The 23,182-nt window shown below is 72.3% G+C and carries 23 protein-coding genes; 6 read left to right on the top strand and 17 right to left on the bottom strand.

Features of this window, described 5'->3' with window-relative positions; all coding sequences use genetic code 11:
• The first annotated feature begins 8 nt into the window (after positions 1-8).
• Positions 9-800, top strand: a complete 792-nt coding sequence (locus DFJ67_RS32970) for a PDDEXK family nuclease (protein WP_116072244.1) — start codon at positions 9-11, stop codon at positions 798-800.
• Here DFJ67_RS32970 and DFJ67_RS32965 read toward each other — a convergent pair.
• The 4 genes from DFJ67_RS32965 to def all read right to left on the bottom strand — a co-directional run bounded on the left by DFJ67_RS32965 (position 782) and on the right by def (position 4,569).
• Entirely contained in the window at positions 782-2,734 is a 1,953-nt protein-coding gene (locus DFJ67_RS32965) for a sigma-70 family RNA polymerase sigma factor (RefSeq protein ID WP_116072242.1), read from the bottom strand. The genes DFJ67_RS32970 and DFJ67_RS32965 overlap by 19 nt on opposite strands.
• Positions 2,735-2,894: 160 nt before the next feature.
• Entirely contained in the window at positions 2,895-3,629 is a 735-nt protein-coding gene (locus tag DFJ67_RS32960; protein ID WP_116072240.1) for an arginase family protein, read from the bottom strand.
• Between the two features lie 8 nt (positions 3,630-3,637).
• Positions 3,638-3,955, bottom strand: a complete 318-nt coding sequence (locus tag DFJ67_RS32955; RefSeq protein WP_239097124.1) for a hypothetical protein — start codon at positions 3,953-3,955, stop codon at positions 3,638-3,640.
• Between the two features lie 116 nt (positions 3,956-4,071).
• Positions 4,072-4,569 carry a peptide deformylase gene (gene def, locus DFJ67_RS32950; protein ID WP_116072234.1) on the bottom strand — a complete coding sequence of 166 codons (498 nt, stop codon included), beginning with the start codon at positions 4,567-4,569 and terminating at the stop codon, positions 4,072-4,074.
• Positions 4,570-4,691: 122 nt separating this feature from the next.
• Here def and DFJ67_RS32945 point away from each other — a divergent pair, with 122 nt between their 5' ends.
• Positions 4,692-5,264 (top strand): histidine phosphatase family protein, encoded by a 573-nt coding sequence (locus tag DFJ67_RS32945; RefSeq protein WP_116076917.1) that lies wholly within the window; start codon positions 4,692-4,694, stop codon positions 5,262-5,264.
• On the opposite strand, the gene DFJ67_RS32940 is transcribed toward DFJ67_RS32945, so the two are convergent.
• On the bottom strand, positions 5,236-5,706 hold the full coding sequence (locus tag DFJ67_RS32940) for an Lrp/AsnC family transcriptional regulator (protein ID WP_116072232.1): 471 nt from the start codon (positions 5,704-5,706) through the stop codon (positions 5,236-5,238). The genes DFJ67_RS32945 and DFJ67_RS32940 overlap by 29 nt on opposite strands.
• 104 nt (positions 5,707-5,810) lie before the next feature.
• On the opposite strand from DFJ67_RS32940, the gene DFJ67_RS32935 reads away from it, so the two are divergent.
• Together DFJ67_RS32935 and DFJ67_RS32930 are read left to right on the top strand one after the other, a co-directional pair.
• Positions 5,811-6,161 carry a YciI family protein gene (locus tag DFJ67_RS32935; RefSeq protein ID WP_116072230.1) on the top strand — a complete coding sequence of 117 codons (351 nt, stop codon included), beginning with the start codon at positions 5,811-5,813 and terminating at the stop codon, positions 6,159-6,161.
• Positions 6,162-6,169: 8 nt separating this feature from the next.
• The gene (locus DFJ67_RS32930) at positions 6,170-6,523 is read left to right on the top strand and encodes a YciI family protein (RefSeq protein ID WP_116072228.1); all 354 of its coding nucleotides are present in this window, start codon (positions 6,170-6,172) and stop codon (positions 6,521-6,523) included.
• Positions 6,524-6,720: 197 nt separating this feature from the next.
• Here DFJ67_RS32930 and DFJ67_RS32925 read toward each other — a convergent pair whose 3' ends face one another.
• The 4 genes from DFJ67_RS32925 to DFJ67_RS32910 are packed head-to-tail and all read right to left on the bottom strand — an operon-like array spanning position 6,721 to position 11,175.
• Positions 6,721-7,878 carry an RNA polymerase sigma factor gene (locus tag DFJ67_RS32925; RefSeq protein WP_239097123.1) on the bottom strand — a complete coding sequence of 386 codons (1,158 nt, stop codon included), beginning with the start codon at positions 7,876-7,878 and terminating at the stop codon, positions 6,721-6,723.
• A gap of 10 nt (positions 7,879-7,888) precedes the next feature.
• Complete coding sequence (locus tag DFJ67_RS32920; RefSeq protein ID WP_116072226.1) at positions 7,889-9,031, bottom strand: acyl-CoA dehydrogenase family protein; 1,143 nt, start codon at positions 9,029-9,031, stop codon at positions 7,889-7,891.
• Entirely contained in the window at positions 9,028-10,131 is a 1,104-nt protein-coding gene (locus DFJ67_RS32915; RefSeq protein WP_116072224.1) for a M24 family metallopeptidase, read from the bottom strand. The genes DFJ67_RS32920 and DFJ67_RS32915 overlap by 4 nt, the downstream gene beginning before the upstream one ends.
• A 9-nt stretch (positions 10,132-10,140) precedes the next feature.
• The gene (locus DFJ67_RS32910) at positions 10,141-11,175 is read right to left on the bottom strand and encodes a DUF4037 domain-containing protein (RefSeq protein WP_116072222.1); all 1,035 of its coding nucleotides are present in this window, start codon (positions 11,173-11,175) and stop codon (positions 10,141-10,143) included.
• Between the two features lie 53 nt (positions 11,176-11,228).
• Here DFJ67_RS32910 and DFJ67_RS32905 point away from each other — a divergent pair, with 53 nt between their 5' ends.
• The gene (locus tag DFJ67_RS32905; RefSeq protein WP_116072220.1) at positions 11,229-11,876 is read left to right on the top strand and encodes a DUF899 domain-containing protein; all 648 of its coding nucleotides are present in this window, start codon (positions 11,229-11,231) and stop codon (positions 11,874-11,876) included.
• Between the two features lie 50 nt (positions 11,877-11,926).
• On the opposite strand, the gene DFJ67_RS32900 is transcribed toward DFJ67_RS32905, so the two are convergent.
• The 7 genes from DFJ67_RS32900 to DFJ67_RS32870 form a co-directional block, all read right to left on the bottom strand.
• The gene (locus DFJ67_RS32900; protein ID WP_275407647.1) at positions 11,927-13,114 is read right to left on the bottom strand and encodes an RNA polymerase sigma factor; all 1,188 of its coding nucleotides are present in this window, start codon (positions 13,112-13,114) and stop codon (positions 11,927-11,929) included.
• A 19-nt stretch (positions 13,115-13,133) separates the two neighbouring features.
• Positions 13,134-13,484, bottom strand: a complete 351-nt coding sequence (locus DFJ67_RS32895) for a YciI family protein (protein WP_116072218.1) — start codon at positions 13,482-13,484, stop codon at positions 13,134-13,136.
• Between the two features lie 104 nt (positions 13,485-13,588).
• Positions 13,589-14,272 carry a response regulator gene (locus DFJ67_RS32890; protein ID WP_116072216.1) on the bottom strand — a complete coding sequence of 228 codons (684 nt, stop codon included), beginning with the start codon at positions 14,270-14,272 and terminating at the stop codon, positions 13,589-13,591.
• The gene (locus DFJ67_RS32885; protein WP_116072214.1) at positions 14,269-17,058 is read right to left on the bottom strand and encodes a sensor histidine kinase; all 2,790 of its coding nucleotides are present in this window, start codon (positions 17,056-17,058) and stop codon (positions 14,269-14,271) included. The genes DFJ67_RS32890 and DFJ67_RS32885 overlap by 4 nt, the downstream gene beginning before the upstream one ends.
• Positions 17,059-17,121: 63 nt before the next feature.
• Positions 17,122-17,649 carry a 2'-5' RNA ligase family protein gene (locus tag DFJ67_RS32880; RefSeq protein ID WP_116072212.1) on the bottom strand — a complete coding sequence of 176 codons (528 nt, stop codon included), beginning with the start codon at positions 17,647-17,649 and terminating at the stop codon, positions 17,122-17,124.
• A gap of 69 nt (positions 17,650-17,718) precedes the next feature.
• Positions 17,719-19,173 (bottom strand): hypothetical protein, encoded by a 1,455-nt coding sequence (locus DFJ67_RS32875; RefSeq protein WP_116072210.1) that lies wholly within the window; start codon positions 19,171-19,173, stop codon positions 17,719-17,721.
• A gap of 1,247 nt (positions 19,174-20,420) precedes the next feature.
• The gene (locus tag DFJ67_RS32870; protein ID WP_203783477.1) at positions 20,421-20,837 is read right to left on the bottom strand and encodes a MarR family winged helix-turn-helix transcriptional regulator; all 417 of its coding nucleotides are present in this window, start codon (positions 20,835-20,837) and stop codon (positions 20,421-20,423) included.
• Between the two features lie 84 nt (positions 20,838-20,921).
• Between DFJ67_RS32870 and DFJ67_RS32865 the strand changes: the two genes are divergently transcribed.
• Positions 20,922-21,383 carry a MarR family winged helix-turn-helix transcriptional regulator gene (locus DFJ67_RS32865; RefSeq protein WP_239097121.1) on the top strand — a complete coding sequence of 154 codons (462 nt, stop codon included), beginning with the start codon at positions 20,922-20,924 and terminating at the stop codon, positions 21,381-21,383.
• A 20-nt stretch (positions 21,384-21,403) separates the two neighbouring features.
• Here the strand turns inward: DFJ67_RS32865 and DFJ67_RS32860 are convergent, their stop codons facing one another.
• Positions 21,404-23,107: a glycoside hydrolase family 10 protein gene (locus tag DFJ67_RS32860; RefSeq protein WP_116072204.1), complete on the bottom strand. Its 1,704-nt coding sequence runs from the start codon at positions 23,105-23,107 to the stop codon at positions 21,404-21,406.
• Positions 23,108-23,182: the final 75 nt, after the last annotated feature.

Raw genomic sequence — 23,182 nt, 5'->3', positions numbered from 1 at the left:
GTCGGCCCGTGACGCCAACCATCGCGCGCGCCGGCCGCCGGGTCCACACCGGACGCCGCCTCGGCCAGGTGATCGGCCGCAAGCCCACCGGCGTCACCGCCGGGCAGTGGAACACCGCCGGCTCCGTCGTCCTCGACTACCTCGTGACCGACGCCGCCACCGACCGGCCCGAGTTCGCGCTGCTGTTCACCGACGACACCGCCGGCGGCGCCGCACGCGTCACCCGGATGACCACCGCGGTCTGCGACGCCGTCGGCCTGCCCCTGATCCGCATCGGCTCACCGACCCTGACCGCGGCACACCACGGCGACCAGATCATGGGGTACGTCCTGGACGCGCGCGAGTTCGGCGTGGACTACCGCGACATCGTCGGCCGCCTCCCCGACGGCCGCACCGGCTACGTCAACGACCTGTCCTCGGTCGCCCGCGCCGCCGCCGTCGACGCCTACAGCGCCCGCGAGGTCTTCGACCCGATCATCCGCGGCATCCGGGTCCGCTGGGCCGGCGGCCCCGCCGAGGGCTGGGCCTGGCTACAGCTCCGCGAAGGCGGCTACGTCTTCGAACGCGTCCGCCTCGCCGAGCACCGCACCACCTGCGGCGTCCCCGCCGACCGGCTCGCCGAAGACCTCGCCGGCGCTGCCATCGGGCAGCGCCTCAAGGTCCGCGACAGCGCCGAACCCGACCTCGTTGACCACGCGACCATCGAGGCCGGGCTCCGCGACCTGTCCGCCCGCCGCGCCGAACTCCTCGACGGGTTCCCCTACGAGCACCTGCTCGCGGATCAGCCCGCCGCCCGGTAGGCGGTGCCCATCGGCGTCAACTGGCCGCTCTCCTTGTAGAGGCCGGTGTGGCTGTCCGACGTCGACGGCAGCCCGAACCAGGAATACCGCTCCACGTAGGACAGGCCCTGGAGCATGTCCGTCGCCCCGTTGATGAACGCCACCTGCTGCGCGTCCGTCGGGTAGTGCGCACCCGAGCCGTCGAACCGGATCAGCGCGAACTCGGTCAGCCAGATCGGCAGCTTGTATTTCGCGTACACCTGCTGGATGTAGCCCTTGAGCTGCCCCACGGCCGCCGACGAGAAGTCACCCCCGTACCAGTGCAGGGTGATGAAGTCGACCCGGTAGCCCTTCTGCTTCGCGCCCTTCATGAACTCGTCGAGCCACTTGCCGGTGTCAGCGGCGCCGAACGCGACCGACGGGCTGCCCAGCCGCATCCCGGTCGCCTGGAGCTTCGGCCACAGCTCCAACGCCTTCGCCGGCGTCATGTTGGCCTGACCCGCCATGTCCGGCTCGTTGAAACCGAGCAGCGTGTCACCCTCGCGCTTGGCCTGCGCGATCGTCGAGTCGGTCGCGTTGGCCGTGCCCCAGATCATCGGCACGAACTCGACACCCGACGCCGGCATCCGGTCGTTGTTGGAACCCCAGTTGTAGTACCAGGACGCGCCGACCGCCTTCAGGCCCGCGTTCACCGCCGGGAAATCCCACACCGCGGCACCCTTCTTCGCCGTCTTGCGGGTCGGCGGCAACGGCGCCACCGGCTTCTTCGTCGTCTTCTTCGGGGTCGGTGTCGCGGTGGGGGACGCCGGCGGCGCCGTCGTCGGTGCCGGATCTGCCGAGGGTACGAGCGACGGGGCCCCCGAGACCGCAGGAGGCAACACGGCCGCGGCGGGCACCGCGTCACCATCGCGCACGACCCCGAACGTGACCACCGCGGCGGTCGCCACCGCGACCGTGGCCGCGGCGGCCGCGATCGGCTTGCTGATCACGAACCCGTGCAGCAGCTTCGTCAGCCACGCCGTCTTGCCGGCGGCGCCCGTGCTCGCGGCTGTGGCCGTCGTGCCCGTGGCGCCCGGTAGCGCGGCCGCGCCGGTCGCGGTCGTGGCGGTGTTCCAGCCCGCACCCGCCGCGGCGCCGACGACGCCACCGGCGGACGTGCCGCCGGCGGCCATCGCCGCCGCCAACCCGGCCACCGGTGCGACCAGGCCCACGCCGGCCAGCAGCCGCTCGGCGGCCACCAGCTGCGTCCAACTCGACCCGCAGTGCGGGCAGTCGCGCGCGTGCCGGGCCAGCCGCTTGCGCCACAGCGCGTCCGGGCGCCCCGACCAGCCGGCGACCACCGCGTTGAGTTCCTCGCAGCGGGGCCGGGCGTGCAGGGCCCGCACCAGCACCCGGGCGGAGTCGAGCCGCTCCTTCATCCGCTGCACGCGTACGGCGGCATGCTGGTTGGTCAGCCCCAGCGACTGTGCCAGCTCATCGCGGGTCAGCTCGCCCGACGACTCCAGCCACCACAGCGACAGCAGCTCCCGGTCGTCCGGGTCGAGCCACCGGGTCGCCTCGGCCACCTCGCGCCGCTGCCCCGACAGCTCCAGCCTCAGGATCGTCAACTCGGCGAAGTCGGCGCCCGGGTCGGTGAGGTTGTAGTCGTCGGCGGGATAGCCGAGGTGACCGGCCTGCCGCGCCCGGTAGGGGTCCGCCTGCCGGTCGCGTACCTGCCGCACCGCGATCGCGACCAACCACGCCCGGAAGCTCGCCGGGTCGCGCAGCTGACGCAGGCCGGTCACACAGCGCAGCATCGTCTCCTGCACGACGTCGTCGACATCGGCGTGCCCGTCGAGCGCGCGACCGACCACGTTGTAGACCAGCGGCAGATACTCGGCGACCAGCCGGTCGACCGCCCGCGGATCACCGTCGCGAGCAGCGACGACCAACGCCTGCTCGTACCCTTCGCGCATCGCACCTCTCCTTGAAGCCGCCCCATCGTGGCGCACAGGAGACGACCGGGGCGAGCGCCGGATAACAGTTTTAAGGCGCACCTAGAACTTCCCGACCGGCCCCCTAGCGCCATCGGCGCTGACTTGCCCTTGCGACTGGCCGCACTACCCGTAAGGCGTCCTAGGATGCAAGAAGTGCAGCGAGGGTTTCCGTGGCCCGGCTGTTGGGGGCGTCGTGCCAGGTGCCGGCGATGTCCACCGCGGCCACGCGGCCGGTCGCCAGGACCCGCTGGACGGCCTCCAGCACATCTCCGGTGGACGGGCCACCCGGTGCCGGGAAGCGCAGGCCGGGCAGCTCGGCGGAGTCGATCACGTCGACGTCGACATGCAGCACCAGCGGGCCGTCCGGCAGCGCCAGCGCGTCCACCGGCTGCCGGACCAGGCCGCTGGTGGCCAGGTAGGCGACCTCGGCCGGGTCCAGGTCACGCCCGTCGACGAGAACGGCCCGCTCGATCGGAAGCGGCCGCAGCCCGAGTGGCCCGGCGAGCAGGTCGGGGTGCGCACCGAGGGCCAACCGCAACGACAGGCCGCCGAGGTAGCCCGAGGTCGTGGTCTCCAGCGTGTGCACGTCGCCGTGCGCGTCGAACCACAGCAGCCCGGGGTCGAGCCCGGCCCGCTGGAGGCCGGCGATCGTGCCCAGCGCGACCAGGCAGTCGCCCGAGACGACGGTCGGCACCGCACCGGCCTTTGCGTCCTCGGCCACGACGGCCGCGACCGCACCGGTCAGGGAGGCGAGCCGCTCCCAGATGGTCCCGTCCGGAAACTCCGGCTCCACGGTCACACTCGCGCCCGGCAACACGAGGCTGTCATCAGCCAACCGCTCGTCATGGTGGTAGGGCACCCGAAAGATCGTCACGCCGCAGGCTAGCTTCCCGCCCACGGCGGCGCGAAGTGGCTCAGGTATGCGCACGCCCGCGGAAGTGGATCGCCCCAATACTGATGCGGCATCCGGTGGACGTGCCCGGCGCAGAACTCGGCGAGGTCGACCGTGAGCGCGACGCGCTCCACCGGCCGACCCTCGAAGTCCTCGTTGACCTGCACCAGCAACGGCTCCGCATGCCAACCCGAGGCGTCGAACGCCCAGCCGTCCCAGCTGGCGTAGACGTGGAACGGATACCGGTCGCCATCGAGCAGCAGCGCCACCAGCCCGATCGACCGCTCCGGATAGGCGTCCCGGCACACCCAGGCAAGGATGTGGCACGCGCCGGCGGCGAAGAACGCCTGATCGGGCCGCTCCCACGAGACGCGCTGGTCCGACCGCTCCAGGGCCGTCCGGCGGAACGCTCCCGCCGCCCGGATCAGCGCCGCTTCCAGGGCTCGGCGCGGATCGCCCGCAGCGCCTCGCGCCGGGTCTGGCCGCGCAACGTGTCGACGAACAGGCGGCCGGCCAGGTGGTCGGTCTCGTGCTGGAAAGCCCGGGCCAGGAACCCGCTGCCGGACACCGTGAGCGGCTCACCGTGCTGGTCGAAGCCGGTCACCGTGGCGTGCATGGCCCGCGGCGTCGGGAAGTAGAGCTCCGGAATGGACAGGCAGCCCTCGTCACCGTCCTGCAGCTCCTCGGAGACCGTAAGAGTCGGATTGACCACATGACCCTGCTGGCCCTCGGCGTCGTAGACGAACACCCGGGCGCTGACGCCGATCTGGTTGGCGGCCACGCCGGCCCGGCCGGGCTCACCGAGCAACGTGTCCATCAGGTCCGTGACCAGCGACCGCAGTTCCGCGTCGAAGCTGCGCACGGGGTCACACTCGGCCCGCAGCACCGCGTCGCCGAGCAGCCGGATAGGACGGACGGTCATGGAGCCGACCCTACCGGTCCCCCGCCGCCGGTTTGATCTACGGACCCGGGCACACCCCCTACGGCGTCCTAGGACGATGATTCGGCCAGCGAATCGGGCGGCGCTCCGGTTGGATGGACGGCATGGCGGAGATCGTGCTGGTCCGGCACGGGCAGACCGAGTGGAGCCGGACCGGCCAGCACACCTCGTACACCGATATCGACCTGACCGCCGACGGCGAGCAACAGGCCCGCGAGATCGGCGCCCGACTCGCTGGGCGGCCGTTCGCCGCCGTGATCAGCAGCCCGCGCCGCCGGGCGCTGCGCACCGCGGAGATCGCCGGCCTGCGGGTCACCGAGGTCGACGACGACCTGGCCGAGTGGAACTACGGCCGCTACGAGGGGATCACCTCAGCGAAGATCCACGAAGACCACGACCCGATCTGGTCCCTGTGGACCGACGGCGCGCCCGGCGGCGAGACGCCCGCGCAGGTCGGCGTGCGGGTCGACCGGCTGCTCGCCAAGGCGGCCAAGCTGCTCGACGAGGGTGACGTCGCGCTGGTCGGCCACGGCCACTGCCTGCGGGTCGTCGGGGCGCGCTGGATCGGGCTGGGCACCGAGGGCGGTGGGCTGCTCAAGCTCGACACCGCGACCCTGTCCGTGCTCGGCTTCGAGCACAGCACCCGGGTCATCCAGCAGTGGAACTCGGGTCAGTGAGCGTCATCTTCGGCGCCCGGCCCTCGTAGGGCGTCGACAGCACCACCGTCGTGCGGTGCGTGACGTTGGCCGAGGTCCGGATCTCCTGGAGCACCCGCTCCAGGTCGGCCGGGCCGGCCACCCGCACCAGCAGCAGGTAGAAGTCGTCGCCGGCCACCGAGTAGCACGACTCGATCTCCGGGATGTGCGCGAGCCGCTCGGGCGCGTCGTCGGGCTGCGACGGGTCGAACGGGCGGATCGCCACGAACGCGGCCAGCGGCAGGTCGATCGCGTCGTAGGCGACCTTGGCCGTGTAACCGTGGATCACCCCGCGCTGCTCGAGCCGGCGGACCCGCTGGTGCACCGCCGACACCGACAGCCCCACGCGTTCGGCGAGGTCGGTGTAGGACAGCCGGCCGTCGGCGGTCAGGGCTGCGACGATGGCGCGGTCAATGTCCTCCACGCGCAAGAAACTACCGGCAGGTTCCCTCCACTGCGATGTCGATCCCGCCACGGTGCCGTTCGTCATCCCAATGGCACGGTCGGAAGAGACAGAAAGGCGAGCGAATGCGGTACGTGATGATGATTTGTGGACCCGAGTCCAACTGGGAGGGCCCGGAAGCCGATGTGGTGATGGAGACCATCAACTCCTGGTGGGAGAAATGGAGCGCCGCGGGCGTGATCGTCGACGGCGGCGCCGAGTTGCAGCCGGTCGCGACGGCCAAGACGGTCAGCCGAGGTGCCGACGGCAAGGCCGTGGTGACCGACGGCCCCTACATCGAGATCAAGGACGTGGTCGGCGGTTTCATGCTGCTGGAGGCCGACTCGATCGACGACGCGATCGCCTGCGCCGCGACCTGGCCGGGCATCGAGGCGCTCGGCGACCAGGTCGAGGTCCGGCCAACCATCGAGCGCTAGGGGTACGCATGCGGTTCCTGATGCTGATCAGCGGCGAGGAGGCGGCCTGGAGTGGCGACGACGAGGCCACCCGGGAGGTGATGGGGCAGATCCGCGACTGGTACGCCCGCTGGCTGCCCACCGGCAAGGTCCTACCGGGCGGGGCGATGCTCGGCCCGGCCGCGGAGACCCGCACGATCAGCGCCGGCGATGCGGGCCGCACCACGGTGACCGACGGACCTTACGTCGAGCTGAAGGAGGTCATCGGCGGCATCGTGCCGCTGGAGGTCGCCGACGCCGACGAGGCGGTGGCCATCGCCGCAACCTGGCCGGGCATCGTCCCGTTCCGGGAGACCGTGGAGGTGCGCCCGATCCTGAACTGACGCTGCCATGCGGCGGCGGGGGCGCCGTGCGGCCGGACCGCTTGTGAAGCGGGGCGAGCGCCGTGCGGGCGGAGCTCCGTGCGGGCGTGCGGCCGGAGCCTTTGTGAAGCGGCGCGAGCGCCGTGCGGCCAGAGCACCGTGCGGGCGTGCGGCCGGAGCGCTTGTGAAGCGGCGCGCGCGCCGTACGGCGGCGCAGTTCAGGAAGTGAGTGCGGCGAGGCGGCGGGCGAGCAGGTCCCGTTCGGCGTCGTTGGTGGCCAATGCCAACGCCCGGCGGGTCGCGTCCGCCGCCTCCGCCGTGCGGCCCAGCCTCGACAGCAGGTCGGCGCGGGTCGCGTGCCACATCCGGTAGCCGGCCAGCCGCTCCTCCAGCGCGTCGGCCTCGGCCAGCGCCGCCTCCGGCCCGTCGACGAAGCCGGTCGCCACGGCCCGGCTCAGCGCTACCACCGGCGAGGGGCGCAGTTCCAGCAGCCGGTCGTAGAGGCCGCGGACGGCGGCCCAGTCGGTCGCGGCGTAGGACGGTGCGAGCGCGTGCTGCGCCGCGATCGCGGCCTGGAGTTGGTAGAAACCCGGCGGGCCGAGGGTGGCGGCGCGGCCGAGGCGGCGTACCCCTGAAATGATCATGTTGCGGTCCCAGCGGGACCGGTCCTGGTCGGCCAGCAGCACCAACCGGCCGACCTCGTCGACGCGGGTGGCTGCCCGGGCCTCGTGCAGGGTGAGCAGCGCGGCCAGGCCCTCCGCCTCGGCAGAGGTCGGGATCAGCGCGGCGAGTTGGCAGGCCAGTTCGAGGCCCTCGCGGGCGAGGTCGCGCCGCACCGCGTCGTAGCCCTGGTTGAAGACCAGGTAGACGGTGGCGAGCACGGCCGGCAGCCGGTCGCCGGGCACGTCGAACCGGGCGCCGCGCAGGGTCCGCTTGGCCCGCACCAGCCGCTGCGCCATCGTCGCGGTCGGCACCAGGTGGGCGGCGGCGATCTCCTCGGTGGTCAGGCCACTGACGGCCGAGAGCGTGAGCGCGACCTGCGACGGCTCGCTGAGGTCCGGATGGCAGCACGTGAAGATCATCGCGAGCCGGTCGTCGCCGGTCGGTTCGGTGGGCGGCTCCAGGGCGAGCCGGGCCGCCTTCTCCCGGCCGGTCGCCTCCCGGCGCAGCCCGTCGAGAGCCTTGCGCCACGCCGTGGTGACCAGCCAGCCCGCCGGCCGCTCCGGCACTCCCTCGGTCGGCCAGCGGCGCAGCGCCTCGCCCACGGCGTCCTGGAGGGCCTCTTCGGCCCGGTCGAGGTCGCCCAGGCGCCGGGCCAGCACGGCCCGCATCCCGGCCGCCTCGGTGCGCCACACGGCCTCGAGCGCATCGACCACGACCGCGAGGCTATCCCTTCGCCAGCGACCGCGAGATCACCAGGCGCTGGATCTGGTTGGTGCCCTCGACGATCTGGAGCACCTTGGCCTCGCGCATGAAGCGCTCGACCGGGTGGTCGGCGACGTAGCCGTAGCCGCCGAGCACCTGGACGGCGTCGGTGGTCACCCGCATCGCCATGTCGGTCGCGAACAGCTTGGCCTTGGCGGCCTCGGTCGAGTAGGGCCGGCCGTGGTCGCGCAGCCGGGCCGCGGCCAGGGTCAGCGCGCGGGCGGCGGCGACCTGGGTGGCCATGTCGGCGAGCATGAAGCCGACGCCCTGGAAGTCGACCAGCCGGGTGCCGAACTGCTCGCGCTCCCGGGCGTATCCGGCCGCGTAGTCGAGGGCCGCCTGGGCCAGCCCGACCGCGCAGGCGGCGATGCCGAGCCGGCCCGAGTCGAGGGCGCGCATCGCGATGCCGAAGCCCGTGCCCTCGTCGCCGACCAGCCGGTCGGCCGGCACCCGGGCGCCGTCGAACGCGATCTGCGAGATCGGCGACGCATGTAGGCCCATCGTGCGCTCCGGCGCCTGCGGCACGATGCCCGGCGTGTTGGCGTCGGCCAGCAGGCAGGAGATGCCGCCCGGGCCGGGGCCGCCCGTGCGGGCGAAGATGTTGAAGAAGTCGGCGTCGTGGGCGTGGGTGATCCAGGCCTTGGTGCCGTTGACGACGTAGGCGTCGCCGTCGCGGACCGCCCGGGTGGTCAGCGCTCCCGCGTCGGAGCCACCCTGCGGCTCGGAGAGGCAGTAGGCGCCGAGCAGCTCGCCGCCGAGCATGTCGGGCAGCAGCTTGCGCTGTTGCTCGGTGCCGACCGAGGCGACCGGGTAGCAGGACAGCGTGTGCACGCTGACCGCTTCGGCGGCCACCAGCCAGCGCGACGCGAGGATCTCCAGGACCTGGAGGTAGACCTCGTAGGGCTGGCCGCCACCGCCGTATTCCTCGGGGTAGGGCAGGCCGAGCAGGCCGGCGCGGCCCAGGACCCGGATCGCCTCGCGCGGGAACGCGCGGCGGGCCTCGTGGTCGGCGGCGATCGGCGCCAGTTCCTGGTCGGCGATCTCCGCGGTGAGGTCGAGGAGATCTCCGGCTTCCTCGGTGGGCAGGATGCGGTCGATGGTCATAGTTCGGCCAACTCCGTAGTTGTCGTGTTGAGAACGTCTGCTCCCCCGCCGGCGCAGACGACGATGTCTTCGATGCGGGCACCGGCGTGGCCCGCGAGATAGATGCCGGGCTCGATGGAGAACGCCATGCCGGGCTCCAGCGGCCGGTCGTTGCCGGCCACGATGTAGGGCTCCTCGTGCCCGTCGAGGCCGATGCCGTGGCCGGTGCGGTGCAGGAACGCGGCTCCGTAGCCGGCGCCGGCGATCAGGTCGCGGGCGGCCGCGTCGACCTGCTCGCAGGTGACGCCTGGGCGGACCGCGTCGACGGCGGCGCGCTGGGCGGCCCGCAGCACCGCGTAGAAGTCGGCGACGTCGGCCGGCGGCCTGCCGACCACGTAGGTGCGGGTCGAGTCGGAGCAGTAGCCCGACGGCATGGTGCCGCCGATGTCGACGACCACCGGCTCGCCCTCCCGGATCACCCGGTCGGCGGTGCCGTGGTGCGGGCTGGCGCCGTTGGGGCCGGACGCGACGATCACGAAGTCGACGGTGGCGTGCCCGGCGGCCAGGATCGCCTCGGCGATGTCGACGCCGACCTGCCGCTCGGTGCGGCCCGGCCGCAGCCACTCGCCCATCCGGTCGTGCACCGCGTCGATGGCCGCGCCGGCCGCGCGCAGCGCCTCGACCTCGGCCGGTGACTTGCGCATCCGCAACTCGGCGAGCACGTCGCCGGCGAGGCGCTGCTCGGTGCCGGGCAGGGCGGCCCGCAGGCCGAGCACCTGGGCGGCCCACATCCGGTCGCCGAGCGCCACCACACTGGGTGGCCCGTCGAGGGCCTCCACCACCAGCGGGTAGGGGTCGTCGCCGTCGCGGTGGTCGACGATCCGCAGGCCACGGGTGGCGACCTCGGCCGCGGGGCGCTCCAGGGTCGGCACGATCAGGGTCGGCTCGCCCCGGGCGGGCACCACCAGGCAGGTCAGCCGCTCCTGGGCGTGCGCGTCGTAGCCGGTCAGGTAGCGCAGGTCGGAGCCGGGCGTGATGAGCAGCGCGTCGAGGCCAACACCGGCCGTCGCACGCTGGGCGGCCACCAGCCGCTCGGGTGGGTAGAGCTCCGCACTGAGCACACCGTTAGCTTAACGGTCGTTCGGGCCGGCCGGCGGTCCCTCGAACCCGCGCGCCGCGGCCCGGGCACGTCCGACATGCGACAACACGTCGGTGCTGTCGACGAACTGGTCGACGGCGCCCACCAGGGGCCGGTCGCGCAGCCCGGGATCGGTGATCTTGGCGGTCAGCGCGGCCGCGTACCGGGCACCGCCGAGCACCGTGTAGGGCCGGTGGTGGAAGCGGCCCGGTGTCGGGTCGACGGCGGTGCCGAGGACCTCGTTGGTGCGCTCCCCCGCCGTGCTGGCCGCGGCGACCAGATGCCGCTCGCGCTCGCGCCAGCCGGTGGCGGCCAGCGCGGCGGCCAGTTGTGTGTGAGGGGCGCCGGGCAGACGGGCAAAGGCGGTGCCGAGCCATTTGGTGTACGGCGGGTAGCGGCGCTCCAGGAGCAGGAACAGCCGCATCAGGTCGCGGGCCAGCCGGGCGGCGACGATCCGGCTGCCCAGGTCGTCGCCGGCCTCGCCGCACCGGCCGACGAACGGCTCCTCCTGGTCGATCCGGGTCCACTGCGCGGCCAGCACGTAGCGCCAGACGTCGTCCGGGTACCAGGCCAGGGCGGCCCGGGCCGCGGTCAGCCCGCCGAGGTCGTCGTGGAACACCGCGCCGCCGGTGAACTCGGCCACCCGCTGCGTCGGCAGCGCCAGCCAGTCTTCGGTGGTGGGCGTTTCCTTGATCCCGAGGCTGTCTCGCAGATAATCGTCGAGCGGGTCGACGGTGACGCCGAGCAGTTGGCCGCCGTCTGCGTGTGGCCGGGTCGGTAGGCCGTGGAAGGTCGCCGGCAGCGCGGCGTCGATGACCGCGCGGGCGGCCGCGACATCGGCCTTGCCGGCGACGAAGACCTGCAACCGCGGACCCCAGTCGTGGTCCATCGACCGGGCCGTGTCGAAGCCGAGCACATCGGAGCCGGTGTCGACCCGGGCCGCCGCGTAGGGCTTCCCGCGCAGGGCCGGACCGACCACCTCGTCGTGCAGCCGCCGGCTCACCGTCAGCCCAGGCGTGAACGTCATGTCGTACCCCCGGGATAGGGTTGTTTGATCACTCACGGTGAGAGGACAGGACCATGGCTCATCCCGAGATCGTCTCGCGCGAGCAGTGGCAGGCGGCCCGCGACGCCTTGCTGGTCAAGGAGAAAGCGGCCACCCGCGCACTGGACGCGCTGGCCGCCGACCGGCGCCGGCTGCCGATGGTCCGGATGCGTGACGATTATGCGTTCGCCGGCCGCGACGGCAAAGCGAGTTTGCGCGACCTGTTCGAGGGCCGCGACCAACTCGTCGTCTACCAGTTCATGGACAACGGCCCCGACGACATCTGCTCCGGCTGCGCCAGCTTCACCGACAACGTCGGCCGCCTCGAACACCTCCACGCCCGCGGCGTCTCCTACGCGGTCGTGTCCAACATGCCGCTCGAGCAACTCGAGCAGGTCCGCCACCGGATGGAGTGGACGGTCCCGGTCTACTCGTCGCGCGGCACCACGTTCAGCGACGACCACGGCGCCGGCGGCGGGTTCGGCCTCAGCGTGTTCATCACCGACGGCGTCGACGTGTTCCAGACCTACCACACGGATGCCCGCGGGGTCGACCGGCTGCGCTTCGACTTCAACATCCTCGACCTGACGCCCTACGGCCGGCAGGAAAACTGGGAAGACTCCCCACTCGGCTGGCCCCAGACCGAGCCCTACAGCTGGTGGCGCCTCCACGACGAATACTGACCAGGCACCGGCGAGCCGCCCGGCTTGCGGCGCCAGCAGGCCGCTACCAATTACGCGCCGGCGAGCCGCTGGCGCAGCCGCTCTGCCTGCGGCGCCGGCAGGCCGCAGGCGACCGCCCGCTGATGGGCCGTCGCCGCCTCCGCACCGCGGTCGAGGCGGTGCAGGAGTTCGGCCCGCGACGCGTGCCACCACGGATAGCCGGCCAGGCCGTCGATCGCGTCGACCAGCGCCAGCCCGGCGGCCGGCCCGTCGCGCTCGGCGACCGCGGCCGCCCGGTTGAGCCGTGCCACCGGCTGGTCCGAGATGGACAGCAGCACGTCATACCAGGAGACCACCGCGTCCCACGGCGTCGCCCGATAGCTGGGCGCCAGGTCGTGGCAGGCGGCGATGGCGGCCTGCACGACATAGGGGTCCGGCCGGTCGGCGGTGCGCCGCAACGCGGTGCCGACCAGTTCGACGCCCTCGCGGATCGTGCCGGCGTCCCAGCGCGACCGGTCCTGGTCGGCCAGCAGCACCGGCAGGCCAACGGCGTCGACCCGGGCCGGCCGGCGGGCGTCGTGCAACAGCAGCAACGCCAGCAGGCCGCCCGCGGTCGCCTCGTCGGGCATCAGCGCGACCAGCAGCCGCGCCAGCCGGATCGCCTCAGCCGTGAGACCCGTGCGCAGGACGTCGGCGCCGCTGCCTGCGGCGTACCCCTCGTTGAAGATCAGATAGATCGTGGCCGCGACGGCCCGCAGCCGGCCCGGGAGCTGTTCCGCGGCGGGCACCCGGTAGGGGATCCGCGCCTGCGCGATCTTCTGCTTCGCGCGGGTCAGCCGTTTCGCCATGGTCGCCTCGGGCACCAGCAGCGCCCGCCCGACCTCGGCCGTCGAGAAGCCGCCGAGGGTACGCAGCGCGAGCGCGACCTGCGCCGGCTCGCTCAGGGCCGGGTGGCAGCAGGTGAAGATCAGCCGGAGCAGGTCGTCGCGGACCACCTCGGGCGGTTCGCCGCCGGGATCGGCCAGCATCATCGCGGCCGCCTCCTTCCCGGAGCGGCGCGCCTCGCGGCGGATCAGGTCCACCGCGCGGCGCTTCGCCGTCACAACGAGCCAACCGCGCGGGCTCGCCGGCACGCCGTCGACCGGCCAGCGCTCCAGCGCCCGCACGACCGCGTCCTGCACCGCGTCTTCGGCCAGGTCGACGTCGCCGGTCACCCGGACCATGGTGGCCAGCACCCGGGCCCGTTCGTCCCGGACCAGGCGGGTCAGCTCGTCCGTGTCAGTTCCCGAAGTCGATCACCGGACGCACCTCGACGGCACCCGCCCAGGCGGCCGGGATCCGGGCCGCGAGCTGCACGGCCTCGTCGAGATCGGCACACTCCATCAGGTAGAAGCCGGTCAGGGCCTCCTTGGTCTCGGCGTAGGGGCCGTCACTGACCACCACGTCGCCGCCCTTGCCGCCGTTGACCCGCACGGTCGTGGCGGTCGCGGTCGGATACAGGGCCTTGCCGCCCCGCAGCACCGCCTGGGCCGCCTGGCCGAACTCGTTGTATTCGGCCATCTCCGCCGCATACTCGGGCCGGGTCCAGTCGACGTCGGCCGTGTAGGTCATCGCTGCGTACAGTGGCATGCTCGCGCTCCTCGCTCTGCCGGGCCGGCGCCTCTCACCGGCCTCCACGATAAGGACGATCGGCGGACCGGCGGGCAGGACACCCGCTGGAAAAAGAATCGGGCTCACGGGGCGAAGCGGTAGCCCATCCCCGGTTCGGTGAGCAGGTGCCGCGGGTGGCCCGGGTCGGCCTCCAGCTTGCGGCGTAGCTGCGCCATGTACTGCCGCAGGTAGTTGGTCTCCGTCTGATACTGCGGGCCCCACACGTCCTGGAGGAGCTGGCGCTGGCTGACCAGCTTGCCCGGGTTGCGCAGCAGGATCTCCAGCAGGTGCCACTCGGTCGGGGTGAGCCGCACCTCGGCGCCGCCCTCGGGCACCTCGACCAGCCGGGCCGACAGGTCGACGGTGAACGCGCCGACCTTGACCGTCGGGGTCGCGTCGGTGGTGCTGCCCATCCGCCGGGTGACCGCCCTTATCCGGGCCAGCAACTCGTCGACCCCGAACGGCTTGGTCACGTAGTCGTCGGCGCCCGCGTCCAGCGCCGCCACCTTGTCGGCGCTGTCGGCGCGGCCGGACAGCACGATGATCGGCACGGTCGTCCAGCCGCGCAGGCCGCGGATGACCTCGGTGCCCTCCATGTCGGGCAGGCCCAGGTCGAGCACGACCAGGTCCGGCGGCCGGGCCGCCGCGGAGCGCAGCGCGGTGCCGCCGTCCGCCGCCACGTCCACCTCGTAGCCGCGGGCGCGCAGGTTGATCCGCATCGCCCGCAGGATCTGCGGTTCGTCGTCGACCACCAGGATCCTGGTCACCGTGTGTCGTCCTCGTCGCTTTCACTCTGGCCCGGTTCGGGCTCGCTCGGATCGGGTTTGGGCAGCCGCGACGGGTGCACCGGCTCGGGCACCGGCCCGACGTCGAGCCGCGCGGGCTCGTCCGCCGGCAGGTCCGGCGGGGATGCCGAGCCGAGCCGCGACGTCAACTGGGAGTCCCGCGGCCAGCGCCGCAGCCGCTCCCGGATCGCCTGGTCGGCCAGCTCGGTCGCGCGGGTCTCGGTCGGCTCCACGCCGACCTCGTCGGAGGGCAGGGTCAGCACCATCGTCAGGCCGCCACCCGGCGTCGTCTCCGGCACCAGCGAGCCGCCCATCGCCTCCGCGAGCCCGCGCGACAGCGCCAGCCCGAGCCCGACACCCTCGTGGTTGGTGTGGTCGCCGAGCCGCTGGAACGGCTGGAACACCCGGTCGCGGGCCTCGGTGGGGATGCCCGGACCGTGGTCGATCACCCGCAGCGCGACCTGGCCGGCGTGCTCGCTGCCGGTGATCTTCGGCGGCTTGCCGTCGGGGCTGAACCGGATCGCGTTGCCGATCACGTTGACCAGGATCCGCTCCAGCAGGCCCGGGTCGGCGCGGACCAGCGGCAGGTCGTCGGGCATCCGCAGGACCACCGGCCGGGCCACGTTGCCGAGCTCGTCGAGCGCCCGCGGCACCGCCTCCTCCAGGCCCAGCGACGCCGGCACCACGCCGAGGGCGCCGGCCTGCAGGCGGCTCATGTCGAGCAGGTTGGCCACCAGCCGGCTCAGCTTGTCGAGCGACTCGTCGGCGGTGGCCAGCAGCTCGTCGCGGTCGTCCGGGGAGAACTCCACCTCGTCGCTGCGCAGGCTGGTCACGGCGGCCTTGGCGGACGCCAACGGGGTACGCAGGTCGTGGCTGACCGCCGCCAGCAGCGCGGTGCGCATCCGGTCGGCCTCGGCCAGCGGCAGCGCCTCGGCGGCCTGCTCGGTGAGCCGCTCCTGGCGCAGCGCGATCGCCGCCTGGGCCGCGAACGCCTCCAGGATCCGCCGGTCGCTGGCCTCAAGAGTCGTCCCCCGCAACACCAAGGCAAGATCATCGCCAATGGGTACGTCGCCCGTCCCCTCGGCCGGGCTGTGGCTCGGTGGGGTGCCGTCGACGGCCGCCACCCGCCAGGCGGCCGGATCGCGCCGCCGGTCCGGCACGTCGACCGCTCCCGGCGCCCGCTCCAGCAGCGTCACCGACTCCAGGCCGAACATCTCGCGGAGCTGCCGCAGCAGCGCCTCCAGCGGCCGGGCGCCGCGCAGCACGCTGCCTGCAACGGTTGCCAGGGTCTGTGCGTCGGCACTGGCTCCCGCGGCCTCCCGGGTCCGGGTCGCGGCGGTGTCCACCACGGCGCTGACCGCCACCGCGACCACCACGAACACCGCCAGGGCGAGCAGGTTCTCCGTCTCGTTGACGGTGAACTTGTGCAGCGGTGGCGTGAAGAAATAATTGAGCAGCAGGAAGCCCACCACCGCCGAGGTGATCGCCGGCCAACGTCCGCCGACCAGGGCGACCACGACGACCCCGAGCAGGAACAGCATCATGTCGCTGGCCAGCGACAGGTTGTCGGTGAACGGCACCAGGATCGCGGTCAGTGCCGGCAGCCAGATCAACGCGACCAGAAAACCGGCGATCCGCCGGCTGCGCGACAGCGCCGCACCCCCGGCCCGCCAGCGCCGCCGGCCGCGCCCGATCTCCTCGTGGGTGACCAGGTGCACGTCGATCGGCCCCGACTGCGCGGTCGTGGTGACCCCGACCCCGGCCGAGAAGAGCTGGGCGATCCGCCCACGCCGGCTGCCGCCGAGCACGAGCTGGGTCGCGTTGACGCCGCGGGCGAAGTCGAGCAGCGCCCGCGACACGTCGGCGCCGACCACCTGGTGGTAGGTGCCGCCGAGGCTCTCCACCAGCAGCCGCTGCCGGCCCAGCAGGGTCGGGTCGGCGTCGACCAGCCCGTCACTGCGCGCGACGTGCACGGCCAGCAGGTCGGCACCCTTGCTCCGGGCGGCGATCCGGGCGGCCCGCCTGATCAGCGTGGCGCCCTCCCGGCCGCCGGTGAGCGCGACGACGACCCGCTCCCGCGCCTCCCAGGTGGCGCCGATGCCGTGCTCTTCGCGGTAGCGGTCGAGCTGCTCGTCGACCTTGTCGGCCAGCCAGAGCAGCGCCAGCTCGCGCAGCGCGGTCAGGTTGCCGACCCGGAAGTAGTTGCCCAGCGCCGCGTCGACCTTCTCCGGCGGATAGACGTTGCCGTGCACCATCCGCCGGCGCAGCGCCTCGGGCGTCATGTCGACCAGTTCGACCTGATCCGCGCCGCGTACGACACTGTCCGGCACTGTCTCTCTCTGCACGACGCCGGTGATCTGTTCGACCACGTCGTTGAGCGATTCGAGGTGCTGGATGTTGACCGTGGAGAGCACGGTGATCCCGGCTTCGAGCAGCTCCTGGATGTCCTGCCAGCGCTTCTCGTTGCGGGAGCCGGGCACGTTGGTGTGCGCGAGCTCGTCGACGACCGCGACCTGCGGGTTGCGGTTGAGGATGGCGTCGACGTCCATCTCGGTGAACCGCGCGCCCCGGTAGCTCATCTCCTTGCGCGGCATGATCTCGAGGTCGTCGAGCATGTCCGCGGTGTGCGGCCGCCCGTGCGTCTCGACGAACCCGATCACCAGGTCGGTGCCCCGCCCGGCCCTTCGCTGGGCCTCTTCGAGCATGGCGAAGGTCTTCCCGACGCCTGGTGCCGCGCCGAGATAGATCCGCAACTGTCCCCGAGCCATCGTGTTCCATACTCCCGCGCCGCGCCGGTCCACCGGGCCGATCTTGACACGTTCGCTACACCGTTATGCGGCACCGAACGCGAACCGTGCCGCCGTGTGCCACGAGTCCGGTTCCGGCGCGCCCACCATCAGCCAGACCTCGCGCGGCTCGGCCCGCAGCGGCAGCCGCGCGGTCACCGCCGCCGCCGCGCCGCGCAGGGCGTCGGCGGGAACATCATGACCAATCGTCAAATGGGGTACGACGTCCGCGAACGCCCCGCCGTAGGGCGGATGGTCGGGGAACCGCGCCCAGAGCGCCTCGGTGAGCGCCCGAAACGGCGCGTCGGGCCGCGGCGCCAGCCAGGCGACCTGCTCACCGAACCAACTGACCTGGGTGAACTCGACACTGAACCGCGGCGTCGCCCCCACCGTCTCCCGCACGGCGTCGAGCACGTCGGGCGTGAGCGCGTCCGGCGCGACGAACGGGTAGAGCGCGGTCACATGCGCCGGCACCCCCCACCGCGCGGCCGAGTCGTACCGCGCCCGGTAGGCACCGACGGCGTCTTCCGCCTCGGGCACCGGCACGATCAGCGCGGTCTCGATCCCCTCCACGCCGACAGTGTCGATGCCGAAGCCTCCTAGATCAAGAACCGGGCACACCCCCTAAGGCATCCTAGGACGTTAGCCTCGGGCCGAGCCCCACCCGAGCAGGGCGGCAATACCCAGGGCACTGCGCGGCGCGTACGCACATCGCCACAGCCCGCCGTGGGCCGCGTACTCCGCTTCCTCGTGCCAGACCTCGTTGGCCGGCCGCGGCGGGTTACGCAGGTCGTGCACCAGGAGCGCCGCCATGAGCGTGTTGCTGGTGGCCGGTTCGAACACCTCGACCCCGAAGCGGTGCGCACCCGCGTACGCCGCCGCCAATGCCCTGTTCTTGACCACCGACCGCGTCCGCGTAGGCGGCGCGACGTTCATGCTGACGGTCGCACCCTCCGCCCGGGCCACCGTCGCCCGCCACCGATGCACCCGCTTGGCCAGCGCGTAGTTGGGCCCCTGCTGCGCGACCAGCGAGTCACAGATCCCCGGGTCATCGCCCGGCGCGTAGTTCCGCCGCAACATCCGCCCACCCGACAGCAGCCGCAGCGGCCGGCGCAGGCGCGCGACCCCTTCGGGCGCCCGGTAGGCCCGCTCGGCATGCGCGACGGCGTCACCCGGCACGGCGAACACATCGGTAGGCGTGGCCAGGAACGCGAGGGCCGTGTCCGGCCGCGACTGCCGCACGTGCCCGGTGAGCGCGTCGACGGCGGTGCTGAGCCGCACATTGATCGCACCGTCGGCGTAGACGTAGTTGCCCAGCACCAGCCTCCCGTCGAGCCCCTCGAGCCACCCCGCGACGGCGCCGATGCCATGCAGCAGATCGGCGCCGGCCCGCTCCGCGAGGTCACCGTCGCCCTTGGTGGCCGGCACGAGCAGCCTCCCGCCGTAGCGCCCCGCGGTCTCGAACAGCCGCCCCCACAGCGCAGGCCGGGCCAGGTCAACGGCCGCGACGGTGTTACCCCACCGCAGCAACGACGGCACAGGCCCCATCTCGGCGCCGGCCCCGAGTGCGACGACGGTGGTCCCGCCAAGGTCGAGCCAGTCGGGGTTGTCCTGCACGGCGCGGACGGCCTCGGCACAGGACGGCTCGATCACACCCTTCTCAATCCAGGCGTCGAGCCGGCGCTTGATCCCGTCGCCACGCAGCCGCTCGCCCCGGTAGGGCAGCGTGAACTCCTTGTCGACCGTGCCCTGCCCACCGAGAGTGGCGGTGGAGACCGCCTCCCCTTGGGCGGTGAAGGCAGCCGCGAGTGGCTCGACATCGCCGGTCTCGGTGCGGAAGCGCATCCGCTCGCCCATGGAGGCGAGCCCGTCTCGCGCGATCCGCCGGGCGGCGTCGCCGTCGCCGAGGCCGGCCTCGACCAGCCGGCGGAAGTGCACGAGATAGCCGCGACGCCAGTCGGTCTCGCGCTGGGCGGCGGCCGCGCCGATCGGGTCAACGCCCCTCAGCGCATCGGCGACCACCGCACGGCCTAGCGACGAGGTGACGCCGGTGCCGCTCGCGGTGGGCGGGAAGATGACGCCGCTCGGTTCGGTCATCGGCACATCATCGCTTGCCATGCCGCCGCGCGCATCGGCCGACTTTGCTCTGCACCCCTGTAGGCACCGCCAGCCGTCGTGGGTGCTGCCCACAGGGGTGCAGAGCAAGGACACTTTGCATTGCTGCCATATAGGCCCCGCCCGTCACCAGGGGTGCTGCGTATATGGCAGCAGAGCAGAGCGGCGGAAGGACTACCGGCCGGGCATCGGCCGACGACCCGATCTGGGGCGGCTGGCCAGCACGACACGCCAATGCAGCTACACATCAAGCGCCCCAGATCAGACCCAGCGGCAATCTCGTGGCGCCGCGCGCACCCGGACGCCCGCCTTCACCCATGCCGGCGCCGCTCGCAGCAGCAGCCGGTCTTTAGCTCGACCGACGTTGCCCGGGCCCGGTCGCCGTCGTCCGGGCCGAAAAGCGCTTATCTGCCCCACTTTCTGCGCCCGGCTCAGAGCGGGTCTCGGAGATCTAGGAAGAAATAGGTAGCCCTGACTACCGATTTCTTCCTAGATCTCCAGACCCGGGCGGCAATGCCCGCGTCACCAACCGCCAGACCCACCCCCACGAGCCCTCCTTAGTGGCCAGACTGAGCGCCAGCCGCCCGCTCCGCGCCAAGCCGCCGCTGCGCTTGCGCCACAGCGATCTGGGCGCACGGACCGGGCCCATTAGCCGCCCAACCCGCACAGCACCGCGGCCCCGTGCGCCGAAACGCGTGTCTGGGGGCTCTGGACCATGCCGTTGAGCCGCGCCACGGCATATCCCGCGGCCTCGTGCGCCACAACGTGTACTTGACGCCCCGGACCAGGCCTGTGAGAGACGCCCAACCTCGCGGCACCGCGCTGCCGCGTGCTCCGCAACGTGTATCTGACGCCCGGGACCAGGCCGGTGAGAGTCGCCCAACCTCGCGGCACCGCGCTGCCGCGTGCTCCGCGACGTGTATCTGACGCCCGGGGACTGGCCCGGTGAGAGCTGTCCAACCTCGCGGCACCGCGCTGCCGCGAGCTCCGCAGCCTCCGTCTGAGCACCCGAACCGCCCGCGAGCCACTCGGCGGCACAGCGCCGGGCCCGCAAAAGCCATCCCGGACCAGCAGCCTGCGCGGATGCGCAACACCCCGTAGATCGTCCTAGGACAGAGCCCATCCCGCACCCTCTGACCAGACACATCGCCAGGCTTTGCTCTGCTCACATATACGCACCGCCGCGGACAGCCCGGCGGTGCGTATATGTGAGCAGAGCAAGCAGGACATCACGCCATCGACAGCACTGCGTTCGCTCGAGTCAGTACCGTCTCCAGCACCCGCCCAGCCACCGCCAACTCCCCCGCCGGCAGGTCACCCCACAGCGACTGAGTGACTGGCCCGACGGCCGCACGGACAGTCCCCCACCTCGCCGCCCCTTCCTCCGTGGCCTCGAAACCGCCACCCAAAGCAGGCCGCACCAGCCCCAGCGAAGCCAGCTCCGCGAGACGCGACTGAGCCACGGCCGGCGAGACCCGCAGCGCCTCCGAGAGTCGCGAGACCACCGAAGCCCCGCCACCCGTCACGGTCAGCGTCAGCGCCACCCACTGCGACGAGTTGATGCCGACGCCGGCCAACTCGCGCTCCAGGATCGCGTTCAGCGCCTTCTCGGTCCGGCCGATGAGTTGTGCGTTGAAGTCCGTCATGACCAACTCCATCCACTCGTTCGTCTCACTAACGATCGAAGCTAGTTCGTTAGTGGCACTAACGCAAGTGGTAGGATCATGGGCGTGAGCGGGACCACGCATGAAGGCCCGGCGCGGCTGAGCGGGCTAACCACCCGCCTGCTGGCGCTGGCCGCGACGCACTCCGACCGGGTTGTCAACGAAGCGCTCGCCGGCGCCGACGCCCGCAAGTGGCACTACGCCGTGCTTGCCACGCTCGACGAGTTCGGCCCCGCCAGCCAGGCGCAGCTCAGCGACCGCACCCGGATCTACCGCAGCGACATCGTCGCCGTCGTCAACGAGCTCGCCGAGCGCGGCCAGGTCGAGCGTGCCCCCAACCCCGACGACCGCCGGCAGAACGTCATCACCATCACCACCGCGGGCCGCCGCCAGCTGGGAAAACTCGACAAGCTGCTGAAAACCGCACAGGACGAGGTGCTCGCCCCGCTGGCCCAGGAAGAACGCGACCAGCTCGCGCACCTTCTCCGCAAGCTGGCCCGGCATGACGATGGGCGGCCCGCGACATAACGGGCCGCCCACCGAAACGATCACACCACCGCGCAGGAAGCGCCGTTCACCGTGAAAGTGGTCGGCTCACCGACCCCGCCGGTGTGCGACCCGTTGAAGCCGATCGTCGTCGAGCCGCCCGGTGCGAGCGTCGAGTTCCACGACAGCGGCGCCGCCGTCACCGCCTGGCCCGACTGCGTCCAGGTCGCCGACCAGCCCGGCGGGGTGATCTGCTGGCCGGCCGGCAGCGTGAAGGCCAGCGTCCACGCCGACAACGCCGACGCGCCCGTGTTGGTCAGCACGACGCCGGCGGTGAAACCCGACGTGCCACCCCACGGGCTGATGGTGTACGCGACCCGGCACGAAGAAGGCCCCGAACCGCCGCCCGTCGTGGTGGTCACCGTGACGGCCGGCGACAGCGCCGACGTGTTTCCGGCCGCGTCACGGGCCCGCACCTGATACCGGTAGGTGGTCGACGCCGCCAGCCCACTGTCCACGAAGGACGCCGACGACGATGTGCCGACGACCGCGAAAGAGCCGCTCGAACCGGCCCGCAGCACGTCATACCCAGCGACGCCCACCGCGTCAGTGGATGCGGTCCACGACAACGACAGGCCCGACGAGGTCACTCCCGACGCGACCGGCGTGCCCGGGGTGGTCGGCGGCGTGGTGTCGGGCACCGGCGTGGAACCGTCGTCCAACGCGTCGTGCACCGCCGTATAAGAAGGCTTGGTGGCGTAGTTCGCGTCCCACAACAACGCCGCGCCCTCGCCCGAGAACACGTCCGGCACCCACGAATACTTGTCGGTGAAGCCCCAGATCGTGATGCCGGCACAGGCGGTGACGGCCAGGCACGCCTGCACCACGTTGCGATAGTAGGTGGCCTGCGTCGTGTCCTTCGTGGAGTCGCGCGGCGTCTGCATCCGCACGTCCAACTCGGTCACCCGCACCTGCACCCCGAGCGCCGCGAACCGTTCCATGTTCTCGCGGACCTGCGACGGGAACCCGTACTGGATGGCGAGGTGGCCCTGGAACCCGACGCAGTCGACCGGCACGCCGTCGGCGCGCAGTTGGCGGACGAGGTTGTACATGGCCGTGCTCTTCGCGTTGATGCCCTCGACGTTGTAGTCGTTGATGCACAGCCGCGCGTTGCTGTCCGCCGCCCGGGCCAGGCGGAACGCGTCGGCGATGTAGGACGAGCCCAGCGTGTTGAGCCAGAAGCTCGTACGCAGGTTGCCGTTGTCGTCGAACACCTCGTTGACCACGTCCCACGAGACCACGGCCGGGTTGCTGGCGTAGCGGCCGACGACCGTCGCGATGTGGTCCTGCATGGCGGTGCGCATCGCGGCGGCCGACAGGCCCTGCACCCAGCCGGGGGTCTGGCTGTGCCACACCAGCGTGTGGCCGTGCACCTGCTGGTTGTTGGCGGTGGCGAAGGCGACCACCTGGTCGGCGCCGGCGAACGTGTAGTTGCCGTCGGACGGCTCGGTCGACTCCCATTTCAGCGCGTTCTCGGGGGTCACCTGGTTGAACTCCGACGCCGCGATGGTGCGGTAGGCGGCCTCGTTGGCCAGCGGCCCCGTGTTGGCGGCGTAGCCGATGAACTTGCCGCGCGCCTCGGCGTGCACGCGCAGGGGCGCGTCGGCCGCGGCGGGTGGCGCCACGATCAGCGGCGCTGCGAGAGCCGCGGCGACGGCGATCACAGCCGTCCGCGCCGGGCGGGCGCCGCGGGCAGGGATGATCATGGGGACGGTTCCTCCTCGCGATGGGTGTACGTGCGGCAGCGCCACGCGACGACCGCCGGCGCCCTGCTCGCCCGC

It is taken from the genome of Asanoa ferruginea (assembly GCF_003387075.1).
Classification (GTDB): Bacteria; Actinomycetota; Actinomycetes; order Mycobacteriales; family Micromonosporaceae; genus Asanoa; species Asanoa ferruginea.
The sequence above is the reverse complement of the archived record's forward strand: the minus strand, read 5'-3'. Positions and strand labels throughout refer to the sequence as shown.